This is a genomic window from Paenibacillus mesotrionivorans (genome assembly GCF_046098205.1).
In the GTDB taxonomy this organism is placed as follows: Bacteria; Bacillota; Bacilli; order Paenibacillales; family NBRC-103111; genus Paenibacillus_AR; species Paenibacillus_AR mesotrionivorans.
The window spans coordinates 40,718-57,818 of sequence record NZ_JBJURJ010000013.1 but is presented as its reverse complement, the minus strand read 5'-3'; the positions used below and the strand labels follow the sequence as shown (position 1 = coordinate 57,818).

Genomic DNA, 17,101 nt, shown 5'->3' with positions numbered 1-17,101 from the left:
TTCGGTATTCAACCCGGCAGGGATTTCCCGGGCGGTGCTGCGGACTTTTCTCCCCGGAGGGCGGAGCGCAGCGCCCACAGCACAAAGATAAGCTCGGCGGCTACTCCCAGAGATTGGGCCAACGCCCCAACCCGGCTGTTCAGGCCCGGGGCGGCTGTCAGACAGATCACAAGAGTAAGCAGCACAACGGACACATTGGCGGCTTGGGACCAGACCATAATCTTCGTCTGTCCCTTCAACATCAGAAGGCCGTTGGCCACGTCCAGCCAGGTAAAAGCAACGGTCATAATCACAAAGATGCGCAGCGCCCGGAGGCTCTCCTCCAGCAGCAGCTCCTTGGCCCCCAAGGGATGGGTCATCACCCAGGCGCCGGCAGGGGTAAAGCTCAGGAGCGCCAGTAAAAGGCCGGGCATAAAAGCCAGCAGCAGAGTGAAGCGTTTCACCTGCAGCGGATCGGTGCGGTAAAAGTTGAGCACGATCTGGTGCAAATAGGAGAACATGCTCAGCACCAGCTGGCAGACGCTCCCCGCCAGCGCAAAGGCTGCAATGGAGCGCGCCGCATCCGGGGTTTTGCCCAGAGCGATATTGATAGCAGGGCTGATGATAACCGCGATTAACGAAGAATAAAGCAGCGGGCGATAAAAGGAAAAGATCTGGCTGGGGCGTTCGTAAGGATGATTCTCCACCTTCTCAGGGAGGGTCCGCCGGTACAAACGGGAGCCTTCGAAAAAAGCCACAGCCGCTTCAATAATCATACCGGTCAGGAAAATGACTGCTCCCACCTGGCTGCTGTCCACACCTCTGGCAATGTAATATTGGGATAAGGCGTACATGCCCAGCAGACGGATCACCATCCCGATGGTCAGCCAGAAGGTGCGTTTATTAAAGATGATGATGCCGTGGAACAAACAGCGGATGCCGGAGAAGATGCTGACGAACATCACGACCCGGTACACATGCATAATCGGCTCCACTTCTTCGCCCTTCGCCCCGAACAGGGTGCCGAAGATCAGGTCACCCAGAGCGGTATAGGATACAAGGACGCCGAAGGTGAAGATAGCCGCCAATAAATAGAAAGCCACTCGTGCCACGGCCCGGAAGGAGATCCGGTCGCGCACAAGGGCGGAGCAGGTTTGGCGCAGAAGAATAGCTGGTTTCTCGGTAATCCCCAGGAGACTCATAGCCACCGCGTAGCTTGCGATGATCTCCTCCGGGTTGGGGGCCCTGGTCAACGTTCCGTTGATAATAACGTGGGAGATGGTGACGAGGCTTGCCGATAGACTTAAGGGAATAAAAAAAGCGAACATTTGGGAGAGGCGGACTCCCGATTTTTCAGGCGGGAGCTGTCCGGTTCCTTGTGAATGCATGAATACATACTCCTGTCTCACATGATGGTCGGATTGAAACTCCGGTGCGATTTGCTTACCCCCGGTGTTTGCAAACATTACCCTAGTATAACACGATTGACTGTGGGTAGGAGATAAAATATAATGCAAGCAATGATGATGACAAGTCGAGTTTGCGAAAAATTTCACGAGAGCCACATAAAGTTCGGGATTTGTTCTTTGGGAAAGCCCGGCTTTACGGTATAATCGAAATTGGCATTGGAAATGGAGGAAGGAATAATGAGGGGACCGGCGTTCACCGTATTGGTGGAACGTTTGCGCGACCACGATCCGGGATTGTTCCCAACGGGTGTTTGGAACGAGGAGCTGGATCAGGAGATCATGGATCTGGTGACATCCAGTCTCGCAGAGGACCGCTCCCAATTCGACCTCGCCTATGGAATGGCAGTCAAAGCCGGACTTCACCTGTGGAATGAAAGTTTGCACCGTTCCCACGTGCTCAGCCAGGATATCCTGAATACCACCGGATGCTATTGGCATGGTTTGATGCACCGTATGGAGGGCGATTATGACAATTCGAAATATTGGTTCGAGAAGGCGGGTAAACATCCCATCTTCAGCCGCCTCCAGTTTATCAAGGAGGATATCGTCTATGACGGCGATTGGGAATATGCCACAAGCCATGAGCTGCGGGTAGGATTGCATCAGCTGTACGTCCAACGCACCTGGGATCCGATCCTGTTCGTGGATTTAGTCCAGGGTACGGTTACCACCGGCTACGAAACCAAACTCGAGAAAATTCTTACGGCACTGCAGAAGCAGGAGATCATCACGCTGCTGGAGTATTCCTACCGCAATGCCTGTGGGGGACAGACCATTGAGCCATTTAACCGATAATACATTTGAATATCCGGAGGGCCCCTTCGCCATGATGCGGCGGGTATACCGCTATGTGCTGCCCGAGGTTAAAGGACAGCTGGCGCAGTGGCGGGAGCAGGCGGAGCGTATGCCGGATCCGGAGCTGCGGAAGCAGGCGCTGGCCAGCATGCGGGACAAGGAGTTTCACTGCATCGGCGGCTCCATCTATGCGGCGGCCCATGTGAATGCCCGGCATGTGCTTATTCCGCTGGTCGTGGCGCTTCAGACCATCAGCGACTATCTCGATAACCTGTGCGACCGCAGCACCTCCCTGGACCCCCAGGATTTCCGGATGCTTCATCAAGCCATGCTGGATGCTGTTGACCCTGCCTCGCCTGTAAACGATTACTACGCTTTCCGCCAGGAAAAGGAAGACGGAGGTTATCTGGAGAAGCTGGTGCGCACCTGCCAAAGCTGCATCCTGATGCTGCCCTCCTATGCACTGGTGGAGGCTCAGGTCCGGGAACTGGTTTCGTATTATTGCGATCTCCAGGTATACAAGCATATCCGCAAGGACCTCCGGGAAGGGGAGCTGCTCCGCTGGTGGGAGTTGCACCGAGAGCGGTATCCGGCTCTGCGGTGGAATGAGTTTGCCGCCGCCACCGGGTCCACTCTGGGTATGTTTATGCTGTTTCTGGCCGCTTCCGATCCCAGCCTGGAGCAAGCGGAGGTAACCGCCGTCCGGGAAGCTTATTTTCCATACATATGCGGTTTGCATATTCTGCTGGACTACCTCATCGACCAGGAGGAGGACCGGCAGGGGGGCGACTTGAATTTCTGCAATTATTACAGCCAGGGGGAAGCGCTGGACAGAATGTCCATGGTTGTGGACTCTGCCCGGACCAAAGCGGACGGCCTGGCCGCCCCTAAATTTCACCGTCTGGTCATTGAGGGCCTCATCGCCCTGTATCTGTCCGATCCCAAGGTCAAGACCCAGGCCGATGTGGTCAAAATCAAACGCCGGCTCATGCGGAACAGCCCGATGACACGCCTGTTTTTCTGGGTGAACAGTGTTTGGATTCGGTTCTCTTCATTGAATTAATCTTAAGGAGGCTACTACTTATGAGTGAAGTCAAATCAATTGCAGTGCTTACCAGCGGAGGCGACTCCCAAGGGATGAATGCAGCGGTCCGCGCGGTGGTACGCAGCGCTATTTATTATGGGCTGGACGTGTACGCGGTGCAGCGTGGCTATTATGGACTTATTCATGATGATATCCGCAAAATGGACCTGCGCAGCGTGGGTGACATTATCCAGCGGGGCGGCACCATTCTCCAGACTGCCCGCTGCAAGGAAATGATGACGCTGGAGGGTCAGAAGACCGCCGCGGACAATCTGCGCAAGCGGGACATTGATGGTCTGGTTGTGATCGGCGGCGACGGCTCCTATCAAGGTGCAGACAAGCTGGCTCAACTGGGCATCAAGACAATGGGCCTGCCCGGCACCATTGACAATGATATTTCCTACACCGACTATACCATCGGCTTCGATACCGCCGTGGGCATTGTCGTGGACGCCATCAACAAGCTGCGGGATACCATGTCCTCCCACGAGCGGGCCTCCATCGTTGAGGTGATGGGCCGCCATTGTGGTGACATTGCCCTTCATGCAGGTCTTGCCAGTGGTGCGGAAAGTATCCTGATCCCGGAAGTTCCCTTCAACGTGGAAGATGTTGCTGACCGGATGAAGGAAAACTTCGTTAACGGCAAACGTCACTCCATCGTGGTTGTGGCGGAGGGAGTAGGCAGCGGCGAGGAGATTGCCAAGTCCATTACCTCCCGTGTGAACATCGATGCCCGCCTTACCGTGCTGGGCCATATTCAGCGGGGCGGCACACCGACCCACAAGGACCGGATTCTCGCCAGCCAATTGGGCGACTTCGCCGTACGCCAGCTGATTGCAGGCGACTCCGGCAAGGGCTGCGGCGTGATTAACGGCCAACTGGTGGCAACAGACATCCACAAGGTCATTACCACCAAGAAGGAATTCAACATGGACATGTACGAGCTGGCCTTGCGTCTTTCCCAATAATCGGATCAACATCAACAATCCCTGGTTAAGACGGCGCGAATGCTCCGGATGATCGGGGTTTTTTTCATGCCCAAAAACGCCGTCCCGGGCTGGGCGGCGTTCCGGATTTATTGCGTCGGCAGGGGGGGTTACTTACGCTATGCAACGGCGGCAAGATTAACTGTTACAGGCTCTAACGGAACTACGAGACGCTTAGAGGCAAATTTAAGCGTTTTTTCCGGCGTAACGGAACGGAGAGACACTTACAGGGGAAAAAGCGGCTTTATCGCTGCCCACCATCCCGCTAAGGCTCCGCCAGTTCCGTTAGAATTCTAAACGGCCGATTTATAGCCTTTAAGAGTCGTTGAGTCCCGTTACGCAGCGGCCTAGCCAGCTCAACCAGCTCAGCCCGCCCGGCCGTACCTCGGACTAAAGGCTGATTAATACCCCTGGCTCAAATCCATTTCATTGTGAAGAGGCCCATCCGGGTCCTCCGCCAGCCTCCGCAGATTCTCCCGGACAATTCCGGCTGCCCGTTCGTTATAATGGGGGCTGGCTCCGGCCACATGGGGCGTGATCAACACATTGGGCAGCTCCCATAAGGGAGATTCCGGAGGAAGCGGCTCCTCCTCGAACACATCCAGGGCCGCTCCGGCAATGATGCCGTTCTGGAGAGCGGCAATCAGCTCCGGCTCGGAGACCACTGTCCCTCTGGCCAGATTAATCAGGCATGCGGAGGGTTTCATGGCGTGCAGCTGCTCTTGTCCGATCAGACCCTGGGTATCCGGGGTGGAGGGGACAATTACTACCACATAGTCGCTTTCCCCAAGTACAGTTAACAGCCCGTCCGCTCCATGAAACACCCCGTCAAAATGAAGCTCGGGACGGCCGCTGGTATTATATCCCAGGGTACGCATGCCGAAGGCCTGCGCCTTGGCGGCAATGGCCTGGCCGATGCTGCCGGTGCCCAGAATACCGACGGTTTGGCCGTGGAGCTCTCCCGAGGGGACCCGCCGGCCCCATCTTTTGTCCAGCTGATTGGAGAAATGCAGATCCGCCCGTCTGGCCCATTGGAGCATCTGCAGCAGGGCAAACTCACTCATCTGAATCTGGTGGACACCCTTGGCGTTGGTCAAGCGGATTCCCCGCCGGTGCAGCTCCTCCAGGGGCAGCTTATCCGCTCCGGCGGATAGAATTTGTACCCAGGCCAGCCGTGGCAGCTCCTCCAGCATAGCGGAATCGGGCATTCCGCCGCCCGCGGCAATAAAACCTACGGCATCCGCAGCCAGGGCTGAAACTTCCTCCCGGCTTCGGCAGTGGACAAGGGTGAGCCCCTCGGGAAGGCCTTCTTCCAGGAGTGTCAGCAGGGTGTCCGCGTTCTTTGGCGCATAAACGATGATTTTCAAAGCGAATTCCCCCTTTTCTTTTCATCATAACGCGATTTCTGGTAAGATAAAACTCAAGTTTACCCGGATAAAGCATCCGAGATGCTAATGCTATCTGAATCTTTACCCCGAAAGGCGGGAAATGACCGATGTTTCTGTATAAGCTGGAAATCAAATTAACCGGAATGAATGTATGCCTGATTGTCCTGGCGGACTCCGATGAGGCGGCCTTCGGTTATGCGGAGGGCCATCTGGTCCGGCATTTTATCAAAAAACCGGAGGTTCTGGAAACCGTCATTGTGGAGAAAAAACGGGTGGAAAAGGGCAGCGGCTATGTGATTGAGACCGGGGAATTCTAGATTGCCCGCCTTCACGGGAGGAGGAGAGAGGCCATGAAGATCCTTGTGTTGGCCGGCAGCAACCGCAAGACCGGCTCCAGCAGAATGCTTGCCAAGGCGATTGCCGGGCGGATCACAGAAAAGGGGCATGAGGTGTCCCTGTTCGACTTGCATGCCAAGCCGCTGCCCATGTTTGATCCTGATGAGGATTACAGCGCGCATCCGGCGGTGGAGGAACTGGTGAAGGGTGTATACCTGGCCCACGGCATCGTGCTGGTCAGCCCGGAGTATCACGGCACCATCTCGGGCGTGCTGAAGAATGCTCTGGATTATTTGGTTCATGAGCATGTTGACGGCAAACCTGTCCTGTCCGCAGCCTGCTCTGGTGGAGTGGCGGCCTTCGGCGCCTTAAACCAGCTGCAGGCGATTGTACGGAACCTGCATGGCATCAACTCGCCGGAATGGATCTCCATTGGCAGCTCAGAACGGGAAACAGACCCGGCCGGGGATTTTACGGAGCCGCGGGTCCGGGCGAAAATCAGCCAGGCGACGGATTATTTTTTGAAGCTGGCTGAACAGCTGCGAAAGTGAACGGTGCACGTGCGCCAAAAAGCCCAGGGATGCGAAATTTGCATCTTCCCGGGCTTTTTCTTTGCGGTGCAGCGGTTATGCTAATACGCCACTCCCGCGGTATAGGTATTAACTGCATTCCAGAGCAGGAATTCCTCCACGCCGTTGTCCTTTAAGGCCCGGATCTGCTCCTCCACCTCATGTTTGCCGTACTTGATGTAGCCTTGCACCCAGGATGCGGTGAAATCCTGAATCCACGGCCGGATAATGGGCTTCAGCGTCTCAAGCGGTTCCAGCTTCTTGTTGGTGTCTACGGAAGCCCCGTTGATGGTTGCGTACGGTGCCGCATCGGGCACCTTCTGGCCGAACCAGCCTGTGCTGTAGTGGCTGGGGTATATCATGGGGCTAAGCACATCGGTATTCTGGGCGATCTTGATGAAATCCTGGCCGATGCCCTCAGCTGCCGGAACCGATGCCGCGTAGCCGAAGATATCCACGGAGGTTCGGACCCCCAAAGGGGCAAGCTGCTCACGGGCATATTTCACGAAGGACGTGACCGCATCCACCCTGGACCGTTCATCCTTGGTATACTGCAGCTTATCCGCACGGGTTTCGAAGCCTTCGGGGAAACGGACATAGTCGAACTGGATTTCCTTAAAGCCCGCCTTCACCGCTTCCTTGGCGACGGTTATGTTGTAATCCCATACTTCTTTGCTGTAGGGATTCACGAAGCTGTCCGCCGAGGCCTTGCCGTTGTTCCACAGAGTGCCGTCCGGGTTCAGGAAGGACAGCTCCGGCTTCTTTTTGGCCAGCACCGTATCCTTGAACACTACAATCCGGGCAATGGGATAAACCTTATGCTCATTCAGCTTGTTCATCAAGGCAGGCATGTCGGTGATGATCTTCTTCGTAGTTTCCATGGCTTCCAGCTCGGCATTCCCCGTTTTGTAGGTGATGTAGCCGAAATCATCCTTCACATCCACCACCAGAGCATTCAGCTCGGTTTCATCCATTAGCTTCAAGAGCGTTTCGAGCCTTGCCCCGCCTGCACTGTGAGCAGTGGCATAAACCCCTTTAACGGTGGGGGCGCTTCCCGCCTGCGGATCGGCTTTGCCTGCGGGAACCAGCGGGTCCACGGACTTGGTTCCGTCCGGCTGGACCACAATAGCAGCCGGCGGCAGCTCTGCAATCTGGGCGATTTGGTCAAGGGTCACTCCCGGATTCCCATCCGTCACATTTCCCCATAGCATCAGCATGGCGGCAATAAGCAATTCCATTATGAACCTCTCCCTGTCTCTTTTCTTTGTAGCTTTATTATAAGCCACAGCTTCAAAAGCCGTACAGGGCAAATGGACGGAATTTGTGGAAATCTGCCGGTTGCTGCTGTCAAAAAATAACAAAAGCCCCCAAATGCACGGGGCTCTTTTGTGAAATCTATTGTAGATAGTTGTTCTTCTGATGCTCGGATATGCTGAACTGAATAATTTCAATGGCATCTTCTTCCAAAAGCGCGTCGATTCCATGCATCAGCACGATGTCGGAATCCAGTTCACCCGGTTTAAGAAAGGTATGGAGCTCGGGCGTTAATTTCATTACGATCCTGGATAATTTGACGGTTTCCACGTGAATCATCCTCCCTTATCGTTGTAATTGCGATAGGAATAGAAGGTGCACGATCACTCTCGTAATACCAGAACAGATATGAAATTACAACCCATTATACCACAAGAGCCGGGATTGTACATCCGTTTCTCGTGGATTTCCATCCGTTTATAAAGATAGGGAAGCTGTCAGGCGTCCTTGCCCCGCCGGAATTGACCCAGCACACCAACCGTTTCCACAATATTGACGAAGGCGTGGGGATCGGTTTCGCGGATCAGCTTGCGCAGCTCGCCCAGTTCATAGCGAGTGGTGACCGTCATCAGCATGTCGCTTTCATGATGGGAGAAGGCGCCTTCCACCTTCATCAGTGTAACGCCGCGGGGATGCAGGAGCATTTTCTCCAGAAGGGCGTCCTTGTTTTTGGTGATAATAAACAGGGTGACCTTCACGTGGCGGATATGGATCGTGTCCACGACCTTGCCTGTTATGTAGATGCAAAGCATAGAGCGCAGGGCGGCAGTCCATTCTCCCTGTACATAGGCCAATGCAATAATAACAAAGCCATTCAGTGCAAAAAGCAGCATCCCCAGAGGGAAATCGCTCTTCATGGTGATAATGGAGCCTACGATGTCGAAGCCCCCGGTTGAACCGCCGATGCGCAAGCAGATTCCCGTACCTGCCGCTACCACAACTCCGCCGAAGATTGCTGCGATAATCGGGTCCTGAGTAACCGATAGCTCCGGGATCAGCTGCATTAACCAGACGGTGCCCGCAACGCTGATGACACTTAGGGTAATGAAGCGTTTCCCCAAAACCATCATGCCCCATAGAATGACTGGCAAATTAAACAAAAGGTAGAGCAGGCTGATGTTCCATGAGGTCACATAACCGACGATCATGGCAATGCCCGAAATCCCGCCGCTGAGCAAGCCGTGGGGAATGAGAAACAAATTGAAGCCGGCAGCCACCAAAGCCGCTCCGGCTACCGAAATCATCACATCCGAAATATTCTTGATCCAAAAGCTGCGTGTCAAATGCGAATGCCTCCTCAAATCTGCATCTTGTACTGCCAGTATAGTGGATTGGGGGCGCATACGCAAAAATAGGTATGCAAAAATCCGGCACATCCGCAGATGCGGCTTGCCGGAATCGCCAAAATCATGCTATCATTAACGGCTGCTCATAAATTTAACTTGTGCGGCTGATGTTTGCTCGCCCCGCATGGCGATAAAGCGCCCGTCCTGCCATTGCAGGAAAAAGTATTCGTCCGTGTTCCCGCTGATGCCGTAATACCGCCAGAACATCAGGTCGTCTCCGTTGCGGAAGTCTGTATTGCCCTCCACCCGGGTGAGGTCCGTACGCTGGTGGTCCAGCTGGAATTCCGAATCGCCGTCAATATCCAGACGGTTGGGCACATCCTGGGGATCACTCAGAGAGCCTTCCAGAAAGTCGCACAGGAAGCATTCATAGCTGCGGCCCTTCTCCACGAGCAGGCAGGAAATTTTGCGTCCGCTCTGGATATAATAGGCGAAGCGGTGGGGGGCGTAGCCCCGGTCAAAATAAATGACCTTGCCCGTGACAACGTATTGCTCGAGATCTACATTGACAATGTCCCCCACCTGTGAATCTTCATACGGGTTGCGGCTTGGGGCTGCGGGTACTTCTTTATTGCTACGCATGATGGAACCGATCCGTTTGAATATGGACATGAAAGGTCAGCGCTCCTCTTATAAATTCGTTTCAATCCGATGCTCCCTTATACGCGGCAAAGCGGCGCCGGTTTCGAAAATGAAAATAATTGATGATGACTTTCATAAAAGTGGCGAAATGGAACGGACATATGCTACAATATTAGAGATATTCTTAAGTTCGGCTGTATTTTCCTTGGTTTCCAGGATGTGCCGTACCGTGGCATGACATCGACAACAGTCCATATAGATCTGCCTGGATGGGGGAATACTTCCCGTATATCCGCTGAATCCTCGGCATTGATTGCATGCGCTGCTTTGGAGGGGATGTGCCCCGCTGCCCAAAGAAGCATGATTGAAACCATTGCTTCATTATTATACTAAGTCGCGCTTAAGGGTAAATCACCAAGACGTGAGCTTTGAACGAACGAAAGCGTTGAAGCGGCACGCAAAAAAGGAGATCGAACGTATTGAAAACATTTAATGAATTTGGCTTGGAGCCAAAAATTGTCCGCGCCGTTACGGAGATGGGCTTCGAGGAAGCCACCCCGATCCAGGAAAAAGCTATTCCTCTGGCCATGGAAGGCCGCGACCTGATCGGCCAGGCGCAAACCGGTACCGGTAAAACCGCTGCATTCGGCCTGCCGCTGATCCACAAGATCGATGTCAGCGAAGACCGCATTGTTGCCCTTATTATGTGTCCCACCCGCGAATTGGCCATCCAGGTAGCGGAAGAAATCAGCAAGCTGGGCCGGTTCAAGGGCATCCGCTCTCTGCCGATTTACGGCGGCCAGGATATTGTGAAGCAGATCCGCGCCCTGAAGAAGCGTCCCCAAATCATCATCGGCACACCGGGACGTCTGTTGGACCATATCAACCGCAAAACCATCAAGCTGGATGATGTGCAAACCGTTATTCTGGATGAAGCTGACGAAATGCTGGATATGGGCTTTATGGAGGATATCCAAAGCATCCTTTCCCTGGTTCCGGAAACCCGCCACACCATGCTGTTCTCCGCAACCATGCCGCCCAACATCCAGAAGCTTGCCCAGCAGTTCCTGAAGAACCCGGAGCATGTTTCCGTTATTCCGAAGCAAGTTAGCGCGCCTCTGATCCAACAAAGCTATATCGAGGTTCAGGAAAAAGCCAAGTTCGACGCACTTTGCCGCCTGGTGGATATGGAAGCTCCCGAGCTGGCCATTATCTTCGGACGCACCAAGCGCCGTGTGGATGAACTTTCCGAGGCTCTTCAGAAGCGCGGATATACCGCGGAAGGACTTCATGGCGACCTGTCCCAAAACCAACGGGATAACGTGATGCGCAAGTTCCGCGATGGCAGCATTGACATTCTGGTTGCCACCGACGTAGCTGCACGGGGCCTGGACGTGTCCGGTGTTACCCACGTTATTAACTTTGACCTTCCGCAGGACCCGGAAAGCTATGTGCACCGGATCGGCCGTACCGGCCGTGCAGGCAAGGAAGGCACATCTTATACCTTCGTTACTCCCCGTGAAATGGATCACCTGCACCTGATCGAGCGGGTTACCCGCCACCGCATCACCAAGCGCCAGCTGCCCACCATTGCCGAGGCTATGGAAGGCAAGCAGCGGATTCTGGCCCAACAGGTGCTGGAGGTTGTGGAGAACGGTGACAGCCACGAGTTCAAGGCAGTGGCTATCCAATTGCTGGAGCAATATGATTCTGTAGCTCTCCTGAGCGCCGCCCTTAAGCTGATGGCAGGCGAACGCAAGGAAGTGCCGATCGAGCTTACACCGGAGGATCCGATCCGCGTGAAGCGCCGTCAAGGCGGGGACATTCGTTCTCAGGGACGCCGTCCCGGCACTGGAAGCGGCTATTATAACGGCGGCAACCGCAGCAGCGGTGGAAGACAAGGCGACCGTCCCGGCGGCGGCTACCGCTCCTCCTCCCAAGGCAAGGGCGGTTATGAAGGCCGTTCCTATAACAGCAATAAAAGCGGCGAAGGCTACAGAGGCAACCGCAGCGACCGCGGCGACCGTCCGCAAGGCTCCTCCGGCTCCAACCGTGAGGGAGATTTCGCCAACCGTTAAGAAAACCTTCAGGCATACACCGATTCCCGAATCCGGGAAGATGGTGTATGCTTTTTTTGTGCGGAAGTAACAAAAACGAATAAGGGGAACAGGCATGAATCCTACTATTTTGCTCTTGGAAGATGACCGAAGCCTTATAGACGGCCTGCAGTATGCTCTCACGAAAAACGGCTTTTCCGTAGAAGTGGCTCATACCATTGCTGAGGCGGAAGCGTTTCTTTCGGAGCGGACCTATGATTTATTGCTGCTTGATGTGGCTTTGCCCGACGGGAACGGCTTTGAGGTATGCGAGAGGATCAGGCGGCAGGGCAATGCCGTCCCTATTATCTTCCTGACTGCATCGGATGAAGAAGTGAACGTAATTCGCGGGCTGGATATAGGCGGGGATGATTATATGACCAAACCCTTTAAGCTGGGGGAGCTCTGCTCCCGGATCCGGGCACTGCTGCGGAGGGCGGGAAAGCTGGGGCTGGACGGCTCCGATTCGGTTTTGGAGTCGGGCGGCTTGCGGATCGATTTGTTGGGCAGCCGTGTTATGCTGCAGGGGAAGCCAGTGGAACTGACGGGGATGGAATACCGTCTGCTTTGTCTTCTGGTGCGTCATACAGGCCGGGTGCTGCCCCGGAATCTGATTTTGGACAGCCTGTGGGACGGTACGGGGGATTATGTGGATGACAATACCTTGTCGGTGTATATCCGCCGCTTGCGGGAGAAGCTTGAGCGTGATCCGTCCCATCCGGAGCGGCTGGCGACAGTGCGCGGCTTCGGGTACCAATGGAATGAGGTGCACCCATGAGCTTTTGGAGAGACCGGGAATCCCGCCTTTTCTTTCAGGTTGTTATCGGATTGTCCATACTTCTGCTGATCTCCGCGGTGCTGCTCGTTCTGGAGCAAGCCCATTCGGCCAGGGAACTGCTGCTGGAGCACAATGCCAGAGTGGCGGGAGCCTTGTTGCAGGAGGGGGTGCGGCCCGATATTATCGCTGCCGCTGTCACTTCCCGGACCCATGAGGGACAAGGGTATGAACTGCTCACACAGCTAGGGCTTTCCCGGCAGACGGCGGTCCGGTTTCTTCCCGCGGCGAGAGGTTATGCAGTCCATACTGCCTTTTATTCCGTTACAGTCTGCCTTCTTTATACCTTGCTGCTCGCTGCCGCATGCTGGGTATATCTGACGCGGCGGGAGAAGCACTATGGGTGTGCCACCACAGTCATCCGCCGTTTTACGGAGGGGGATTTCTCTGAGCGTCTGCCGCGGAATGGCGATGGGGGGCTGTACAAGCTCTTCGGAGCCGTTAATCATGTTGCCACTGCTCTGCAAGCCAAAGGGGAGGCCCAGTACCGGTCCAAGGAATTCCTCAAAACAACCATCTCCGATATCTCCCATCAGTTAAAAACACCTCTGGCAGCCCTTCAAATGTACAACGAAATCATAACCGGCGAACCGGATCAGCCCGGGACAGTATCCCGCTTTGCGGAAAAAACGGCAGGTGCGTTAAGCAGGATGGAGCAGCTGATCCAGGCTCTGCTCAAGATGGCGCGGCTGGATGCAGGAAGCATCACCTTCGACAAGCAGCTCTGTAAGGTTTCGGAGGTTGTAGCCCAGGCTGTGGAGTATTGCGGAGTTTGGGGCGAAGCAGGGAGCAGCAGGATAAAAATCATCGGGGATTCCAGTGAGCAGATCCGGTGTGATTTGCACTGGACACGGGAGGCGCTGGGGAATATTATCCATAACGCCCATGAGCATTCCGGTCCGGACAAGGAAATTCTGGTTCAGTGGGAACGTCATCCCGGCATGGTACGCCTTACAGTAGAGGATCATGGATCGGGCATTGCACAGGAGGATATCCACCATATATTCAAACGTTTCTACCGGAGCACGCATGCGGCGGGCCGGCAAGGGCTGGGTCTGGGGTTGCCCCTGGCAAAAGCCATTATTGAAGGACAAGGGGGAATTATCAGCGTCCAAAGCGCCCTGAAGCAGGGAACCATCTTCACCGTCAGCTTCCTTACAAATCCGTAAGCTTCCCTTCACCGGATAGTAAGCTGCGTCTGGTAACCTTCAGGGAAAGGAGGGACAGTATATGAAGCTGTTGACAGTAGACCATTTGAACAAGCAATACGGCAAGGGCGAAGCGGGCATACATGCCTTGAAGGATGTATCCTTCGTTATGGAAAAGGGCGAGTTTGCCGCGGTTGTAGGCGAATCGGGATCGGGGAAAAGCACACTTCTGAACTGCATCGGAGGTCTGGACAACCCCACCTCGGGGAAGGTGTATTTGGACGGGTGCGATCTGTTTTCCCTGAAGGAATCTGAACGGACCGTATTCCGGCGCCAGAATATCGGCTTTATCTTCCAATCATTTCAATTGGTGCCGGAGCTGACGGTGGAGCAGAACATGATTTTTCCCCTGCTTCTGGATCACCGCAAGCCGGAGCAAAAAGCCGTGAATGAGCTCTTGGAGCTCCTGGGCCTCACAACCAGGCGCAAGCATCTGCCCAACCAGCTGTCCGGCGGCCAGCAGCAGCGCGTCGCCATCGGGCGGGCGCTTATGGCCAAGCCCATGCTGATATTGGCCGATGAGCCCACCGGCAACCTGGATTCCCGGAACAGCCGGGATGTTCTGGACATGCTGATTCAAGCCTCGCGGCATTACCAGCAGACCATTCTCATGATTACCCATAATGTGAACCTGACGTCCGCTGTGGACCGGGTCTTCCAGGTAGCGGACGGAGTGCTTGCCGACTTGGGGGGGATGCGGGAGTGAAAAGCTACCTGGACTTGGTTCCGATTTTTGCAAGGGTCCATCAAAAGCAAAACCGGATGACGATTATTTGTATTGTTTTATCGGTATTCCTGGTAACGGCGGTTTTCGGAATGGCGGATATGGCTATCCGCGGCCAAAAGCTGCAGGTTATCCAAAGCTCCGGCAGTTGGCATGTTTTGGTTACGGGAGTCAATGCCGAAACCCAGGCCATGCTGAAGGCCAGGCCGGAGGTTACCTCCGCAGGAGGGTATGCGTTTTTGGGGGACAGGAATGGCTTCACGGTTGCGGGAAAGCCTGTTCAGCTCGCCGGGTTGGATAAGGAAACCTCCGAGGATATGTTCCCTCTCCATATTACAGAAGGAAGATATCCGGAGAAGGATACGGAAATCGCCTTAAGCGAAAATGCCGTGTTCAGCCTGGGCGCTGGTTTGGGCGATACGCTCACGCTGGAGCGGCCGGGAACCGGCCCCGTACGGCTGAATGTCGCCGGTATTATGGAAGGGACATCCTCCATGATGAGCCGGGGAAGCTTTGTCCTGATGTTCTCGGAGGATGGGTTTCGGCATACAGTGCCCCGGGACATGTATGACAGCAGCCTGCTCATGAAGCTGTCCCGGTTCAGCAATATGCAGAAGGTGATTGCGGACATGGTCAAGCAGCTTCAACTGCGCGAGGATCAGATCCAGCAAAACGGGAATCTTCTGGCGGCAATGGGTCAAAGCAGAAACAGCTATGTCCTGCAGCTGTATGCCAGCGCAGCCGTTCTCTCCGGCATTATCGTGCTGGCGGGCGTGCTGATGATTGCCAGCAGCCTCAACAGCCATGTGATGCGGCGGACTGAGTTTTTCGGAATGATGCGCTGTTTGGGTGCAACCCGCCGGCAGATTATGCATTTTGTCCGCCGGGAGGCGCTGCAATGGTGCAATACCGCCATGCCGTGGGGGATCGGTGCGGGGATAGCCGTGGTCTGGGGGTTGAGCGCGGTTCTGAAAATGGCCAATCCCAGCCAATTTGCGGAGCTTCCGGTTTTTGGAGTGAGCTGGATTGGTGTTGGAGCGGGCGTGGTGGTCGGTTTGCTTACGGTGCTTCTGGCTGCCCGATCCCCTGCCCGAAGGGCTTCCCGGGTTTCGCCCTTGGCCGCCTCCACCGGAAGCGTCCACACCCTGCGGCCTGTCCGTATGGCTGCCCGCACCTCCTTATTCAAGGTGGAAACGGCCCTTGGCCTCCATCACGCAGTAGCCAGCAAAAAAAGCTTCCTGATGGTGGTAGGTTCATTTGCACTTAGCATTGTCCTGTATCTGTCCTTTTCCACCACGGTTGACTTTATGCACCATGCTATCCGGCCGTTGAAGCCGTGGAACCCGGATTTTTCCCTTGCCAGTGTGGACAAAACTACCTCTCTCGACCCTGCCTTCGTTAAACGGCTGGAGGGGATGGCCCATGTGAAGCGGGTATACGGCCGGATGTTTGCCTACGGGCTTCCAATGGAAACTGCAGACGGGCCCAAAAAAGCGGATCTCGTCTCCTATGAAACGCATCAGTTAAAATGGGCGGAGGAGAGCCTGCTGGCCGGCTCCATTGAGCCTCTGCGCCAGCCGGGTATGGAGGTGCTGGCGGTTTACAGGAAAGACAGCTCCCTACAGGTCGGCGAGCTCCTGCAGCTTCAGGTCGATGGAGTGTCTCAGCAGGTGAAGGTTGCAGGAATTCTGTCCAACAGCCCCTTTGACAGCCAGGCCGGCGTAGAAACGGTAATTTGCTCCGAGGAGCTGTTCAGGAGGCTGACCGGTCAAACCGGTTATACGGTGATCGATGTCCAGTTCTCCAAAGGGGCTTCCGATGAGACGGTACAGGATATCCAGACCCTTGCCGGTAGAGAGGCTGCCTTCTCCGACCGACGTACAAGCAACAGTGAGGCGAGAGGGAGCTACTTTTCTTATGCGCTGTTTATCTACGGGTTTTTAGCGGTGATCGCCTTGATTACCATCTTCCATATCGTCAATACCATAGCCATGAGTGTGCGCTCCCGTATCCAGCATTATGGGGCCATGCGGGCTATCGGAATGAGCAGCCAACAGCTGGTCAGAATGATTCTGGCGGAAGCTGCTGTTTATGCGGTCTGCGGGACCGCTGTAGGCTGCGCTCTCGGGCTGCCTGTGCACCGGCTTCTGTACGGGAGTATGATTACCAGCTATTGGGGAGAGGTGTGGCAGGTCCCGTACGGCTCGTTTGCCGTCATTAGCCTGATTGTGATTTCAGCTTCTTTCCTGGCGGTTCGTGGTCCGGTGCGGCAGATTCAGAACCTTTCGATTGTCGATACCATAAATGCCCAGTAAGGGTGCGCAGAAATAGAGGCCTCGGCCTCTATTTTGTTGCTGAAAAAAAGCTCGAATCATGGTAAAATGTGTAGT

General features: G+C 55.0%; 16 protein-coding genes. 10 read left to right on the top strand and 6 right to left on the bottom strand.

All coding sequences use genetic code 11. The annotated features are described in order from the left end of the window. Positions 1 to 8 precede the first annotated feature (8 nt). Entirely contained in the window at positions 9 to 1,367 is a 1,359-nt protein-coding gene (locus ACI1P1_RS19175) for a multi antimicrobial extrusion protein MatE (RefSeq protein WP_416218060.1), read from the bottom strand. A 258-nt stretch (positions 1,368 to 1,625) separates the two neighbouring features. Between ACI1P1_RS19175 and ACI1P1_RS19170 the strand changes: the two genes are divergently transcribed. Genes ACI1P1_RS19170 through pfkA form a run of 3 tightly spaced genes read left to right on the top strand, consistent with a single transcriptional unit; the run spans position 1,626 to position 4,295 of the window. After that, positions 1,626 to 2,243 (top strand): hypothetical protein, encoded by a 618-nt coding sequence (locus ACI1P1_RS19170; RefSeq protein WP_416218059.1) that lies wholly within the window; start codon positions 1,626 to 1,628, stop codon positions 2,241 to 2,243. Beyond that, a complete protein-coding gene (locus tag ACI1P1_RS19165; protein WP_416218058.1) occupies positions 2,224 to 3,306 on the top strand; it encodes a tetraprenyl-beta-curcumene synthase family protein in 1,083 nt (360 codons plus the stop codon). Before ACI1P1_RS19170 ends, ACI1P1_RS19165 begins: the two co-directional genes overlap by 20 nt. A 20-nt stretch (positions 3,307 to 3,326) precedes the next feature. Then, positions 3,327 to 4,295, top strand: coding sequence for a 6-phosphofructokinase (gene pfkA, locus ACI1P1_RS19160; RefSeq protein ID WP_416218057.1), 969 nt, complete (start codon positions 3,327 to 3,329; stop codon positions 4,293 to 4,295). A 419-nt stretch (positions 4,296 to 4,714) separates the two neighbouring features. On the opposite strand, the gene ACI1P1_RS19155 is transcribed toward pfkA, so the two are convergent. After that, positions 4,715 to 5,680 carry a D-2-hydroxyacid dehydrogenase gene (locus ACI1P1_RS19155; RefSeq protein WP_416218056.1) on the bottom strand — a complete coding sequence of 322 codons (966 nt, stop codon included), beginning with the start codon at positions 5,678 to 5,680 and terminating at the stop codon, positions 4,715 to 4,717. Between the two features lie 128 nt (positions 5,681 to 5,808). On the opposite strand from ACI1P1_RS19155, the gene ACI1P1_RS19150 reads away from it, so the two are divergent. Further along, positions 5,809 to 6,018: a DUF3906 family protein gene (locus tag ACI1P1_RS19150; RefSeq protein WP_416218055.1), complete on the top strand. Its 210-nt coding sequence runs from the start codon at positions 5,809 to 5,811 to the stop codon at positions 6,016 to 6,018. A gap of 33 nt (positions 6,019 to 6,051) precedes the next feature. Next, the gene (locus ACI1P1_RS19145; protein WP_416218054.1) at positions 6,052 to 6,588 is read left to right on the top strand and encodes an NADPH-dependent FMN reductase; all 537 of its coding nucleotides are present in this window, start codon (positions 6,052 to 6,054) and stop codon (positions 6,586 to 6,588) included. Between the two features lie 80 nt (positions 6,589 to 6,668). Here ACI1P1_RS19145 and ACI1P1_RS19140 read toward each other — a convergent pair whose 3' ends face one another. From ACI1P1_RS19140 to ACI1P1_RS19125, 4 genes are all read right to left on the bottom strand, one after another. Next, a complete protein-coding gene (locus ACI1P1_RS19140; RefSeq protein ID WP_416218053.1) occupies positions 6,669 to 7,844 on the bottom strand; it encodes a putative glycoside hydrolase in 1,176 nt (391 codons plus the stop codon). A 157-nt stretch (positions 7,845 to 8,001) separates the two neighbouring features. Further along, entirely contained in the window at positions 8,002 to 8,199 is a 198-nt protein-coding gene (locus tag ACI1P1_RS19135; RefSeq protein ID WP_416218052.1) for a hypothetical protein, read from the bottom strand. 158 nt (positions 8,200 to 8,357) lie between these two features. Beyond that, complete coding sequence (locus ACI1P1_RS19130; protein ID WP_416218224.1) at positions 8,358 to 9,164, bottom strand: YitT family protein; 807 nt, start codon at positions 9,162 to 9,164, stop codon at positions 8,358 to 8,360. Positions 9,165 to 9,338: 174 nt separating this feature from the next. Then, a complete protein-coding gene (locus tag ACI1P1_RS19125; protein ID WP_416218051.1) occupies positions 9,339 to 9,878 on the bottom strand; it encodes a DUF4178 domain-containing protein in 540 nt (179 codons plus the stop codon). 449 nt (positions 9,879 to 10,327) lie between these two features. Here ACI1P1_RS19125 and ACI1P1_RS19120 point away from each other — a divergent pair, with 449 nt between their 5' ends. The 5 genes from ACI1P1_RS19120 to ACI1P1_RS19100 all read left to right on the top strand — a co-directional run bounded on the left by ACI1P1_RS19120 (position 10,328) and on the right by ACI1P1_RS19100 (position 17,026). Beyond that, a complete protein-coding gene (locus tag ACI1P1_RS19120) occupies positions 10,328 to 11,926 on the top strand; it encodes a DEAD/DEAH box helicase (protein WP_416218050.1) in 1,599 nt (532 codons plus the stop codon). 94 nt (positions 11,927 to 12,020) lie between these two features. After that, complete coding sequence (locus ACI1P1_RS19115) at positions 12,021 to 12,722, top strand: response regulator transcription factor (RefSeq protein WP_416218049.1); 702 nt, start codon at positions 12,021 to 12,023, stop codon at positions 12,720 to 12,722. Next, positions 12,719 to 13,948, top strand: a complete 1,230-nt coding sequence (locus ACI1P1_RS19110; RefSeq protein WP_416218048.1) for a sensor histidine kinase — start codon at positions 12,719 to 12,721, stop codon at positions 13,946 to 13,948. The genes ACI1P1_RS19115 and ACI1P1_RS19110 overlap by 4 nt, the downstream gene beginning before the upstream one ends. Positions 13,949 to 14,009: 61 nt before the next feature. Continuing rightward, positions 14,010 to 14,693 carry an ABC transporter ATP-binding protein gene (locus ACI1P1_RS19105; RefSeq protein WP_416218047.1) on the top strand — a complete coding sequence of 228 codons (684 nt, stop codon included), beginning with the start codon at positions 14,010 to 14,012 and terminating at the stop codon, positions 14,691 to 14,693. Further along, on the top strand, positions 14,690 to 17,026 hold the full coding sequence (locus ACI1P1_RS19100) for an ABC transporter permease (RefSeq protein WP_416218046.1): 2,337 nt from the start codon (positions 14,690 to 14,692) through the stop codon (positions 17,024 to 17,026). Before ACI1P1_RS19105 ends, ACI1P1_RS19100 begins: the two co-directional genes overlap by 4 nt. Positions 17,027 to 17,101 lie beyond the last annotated feature (75 nt).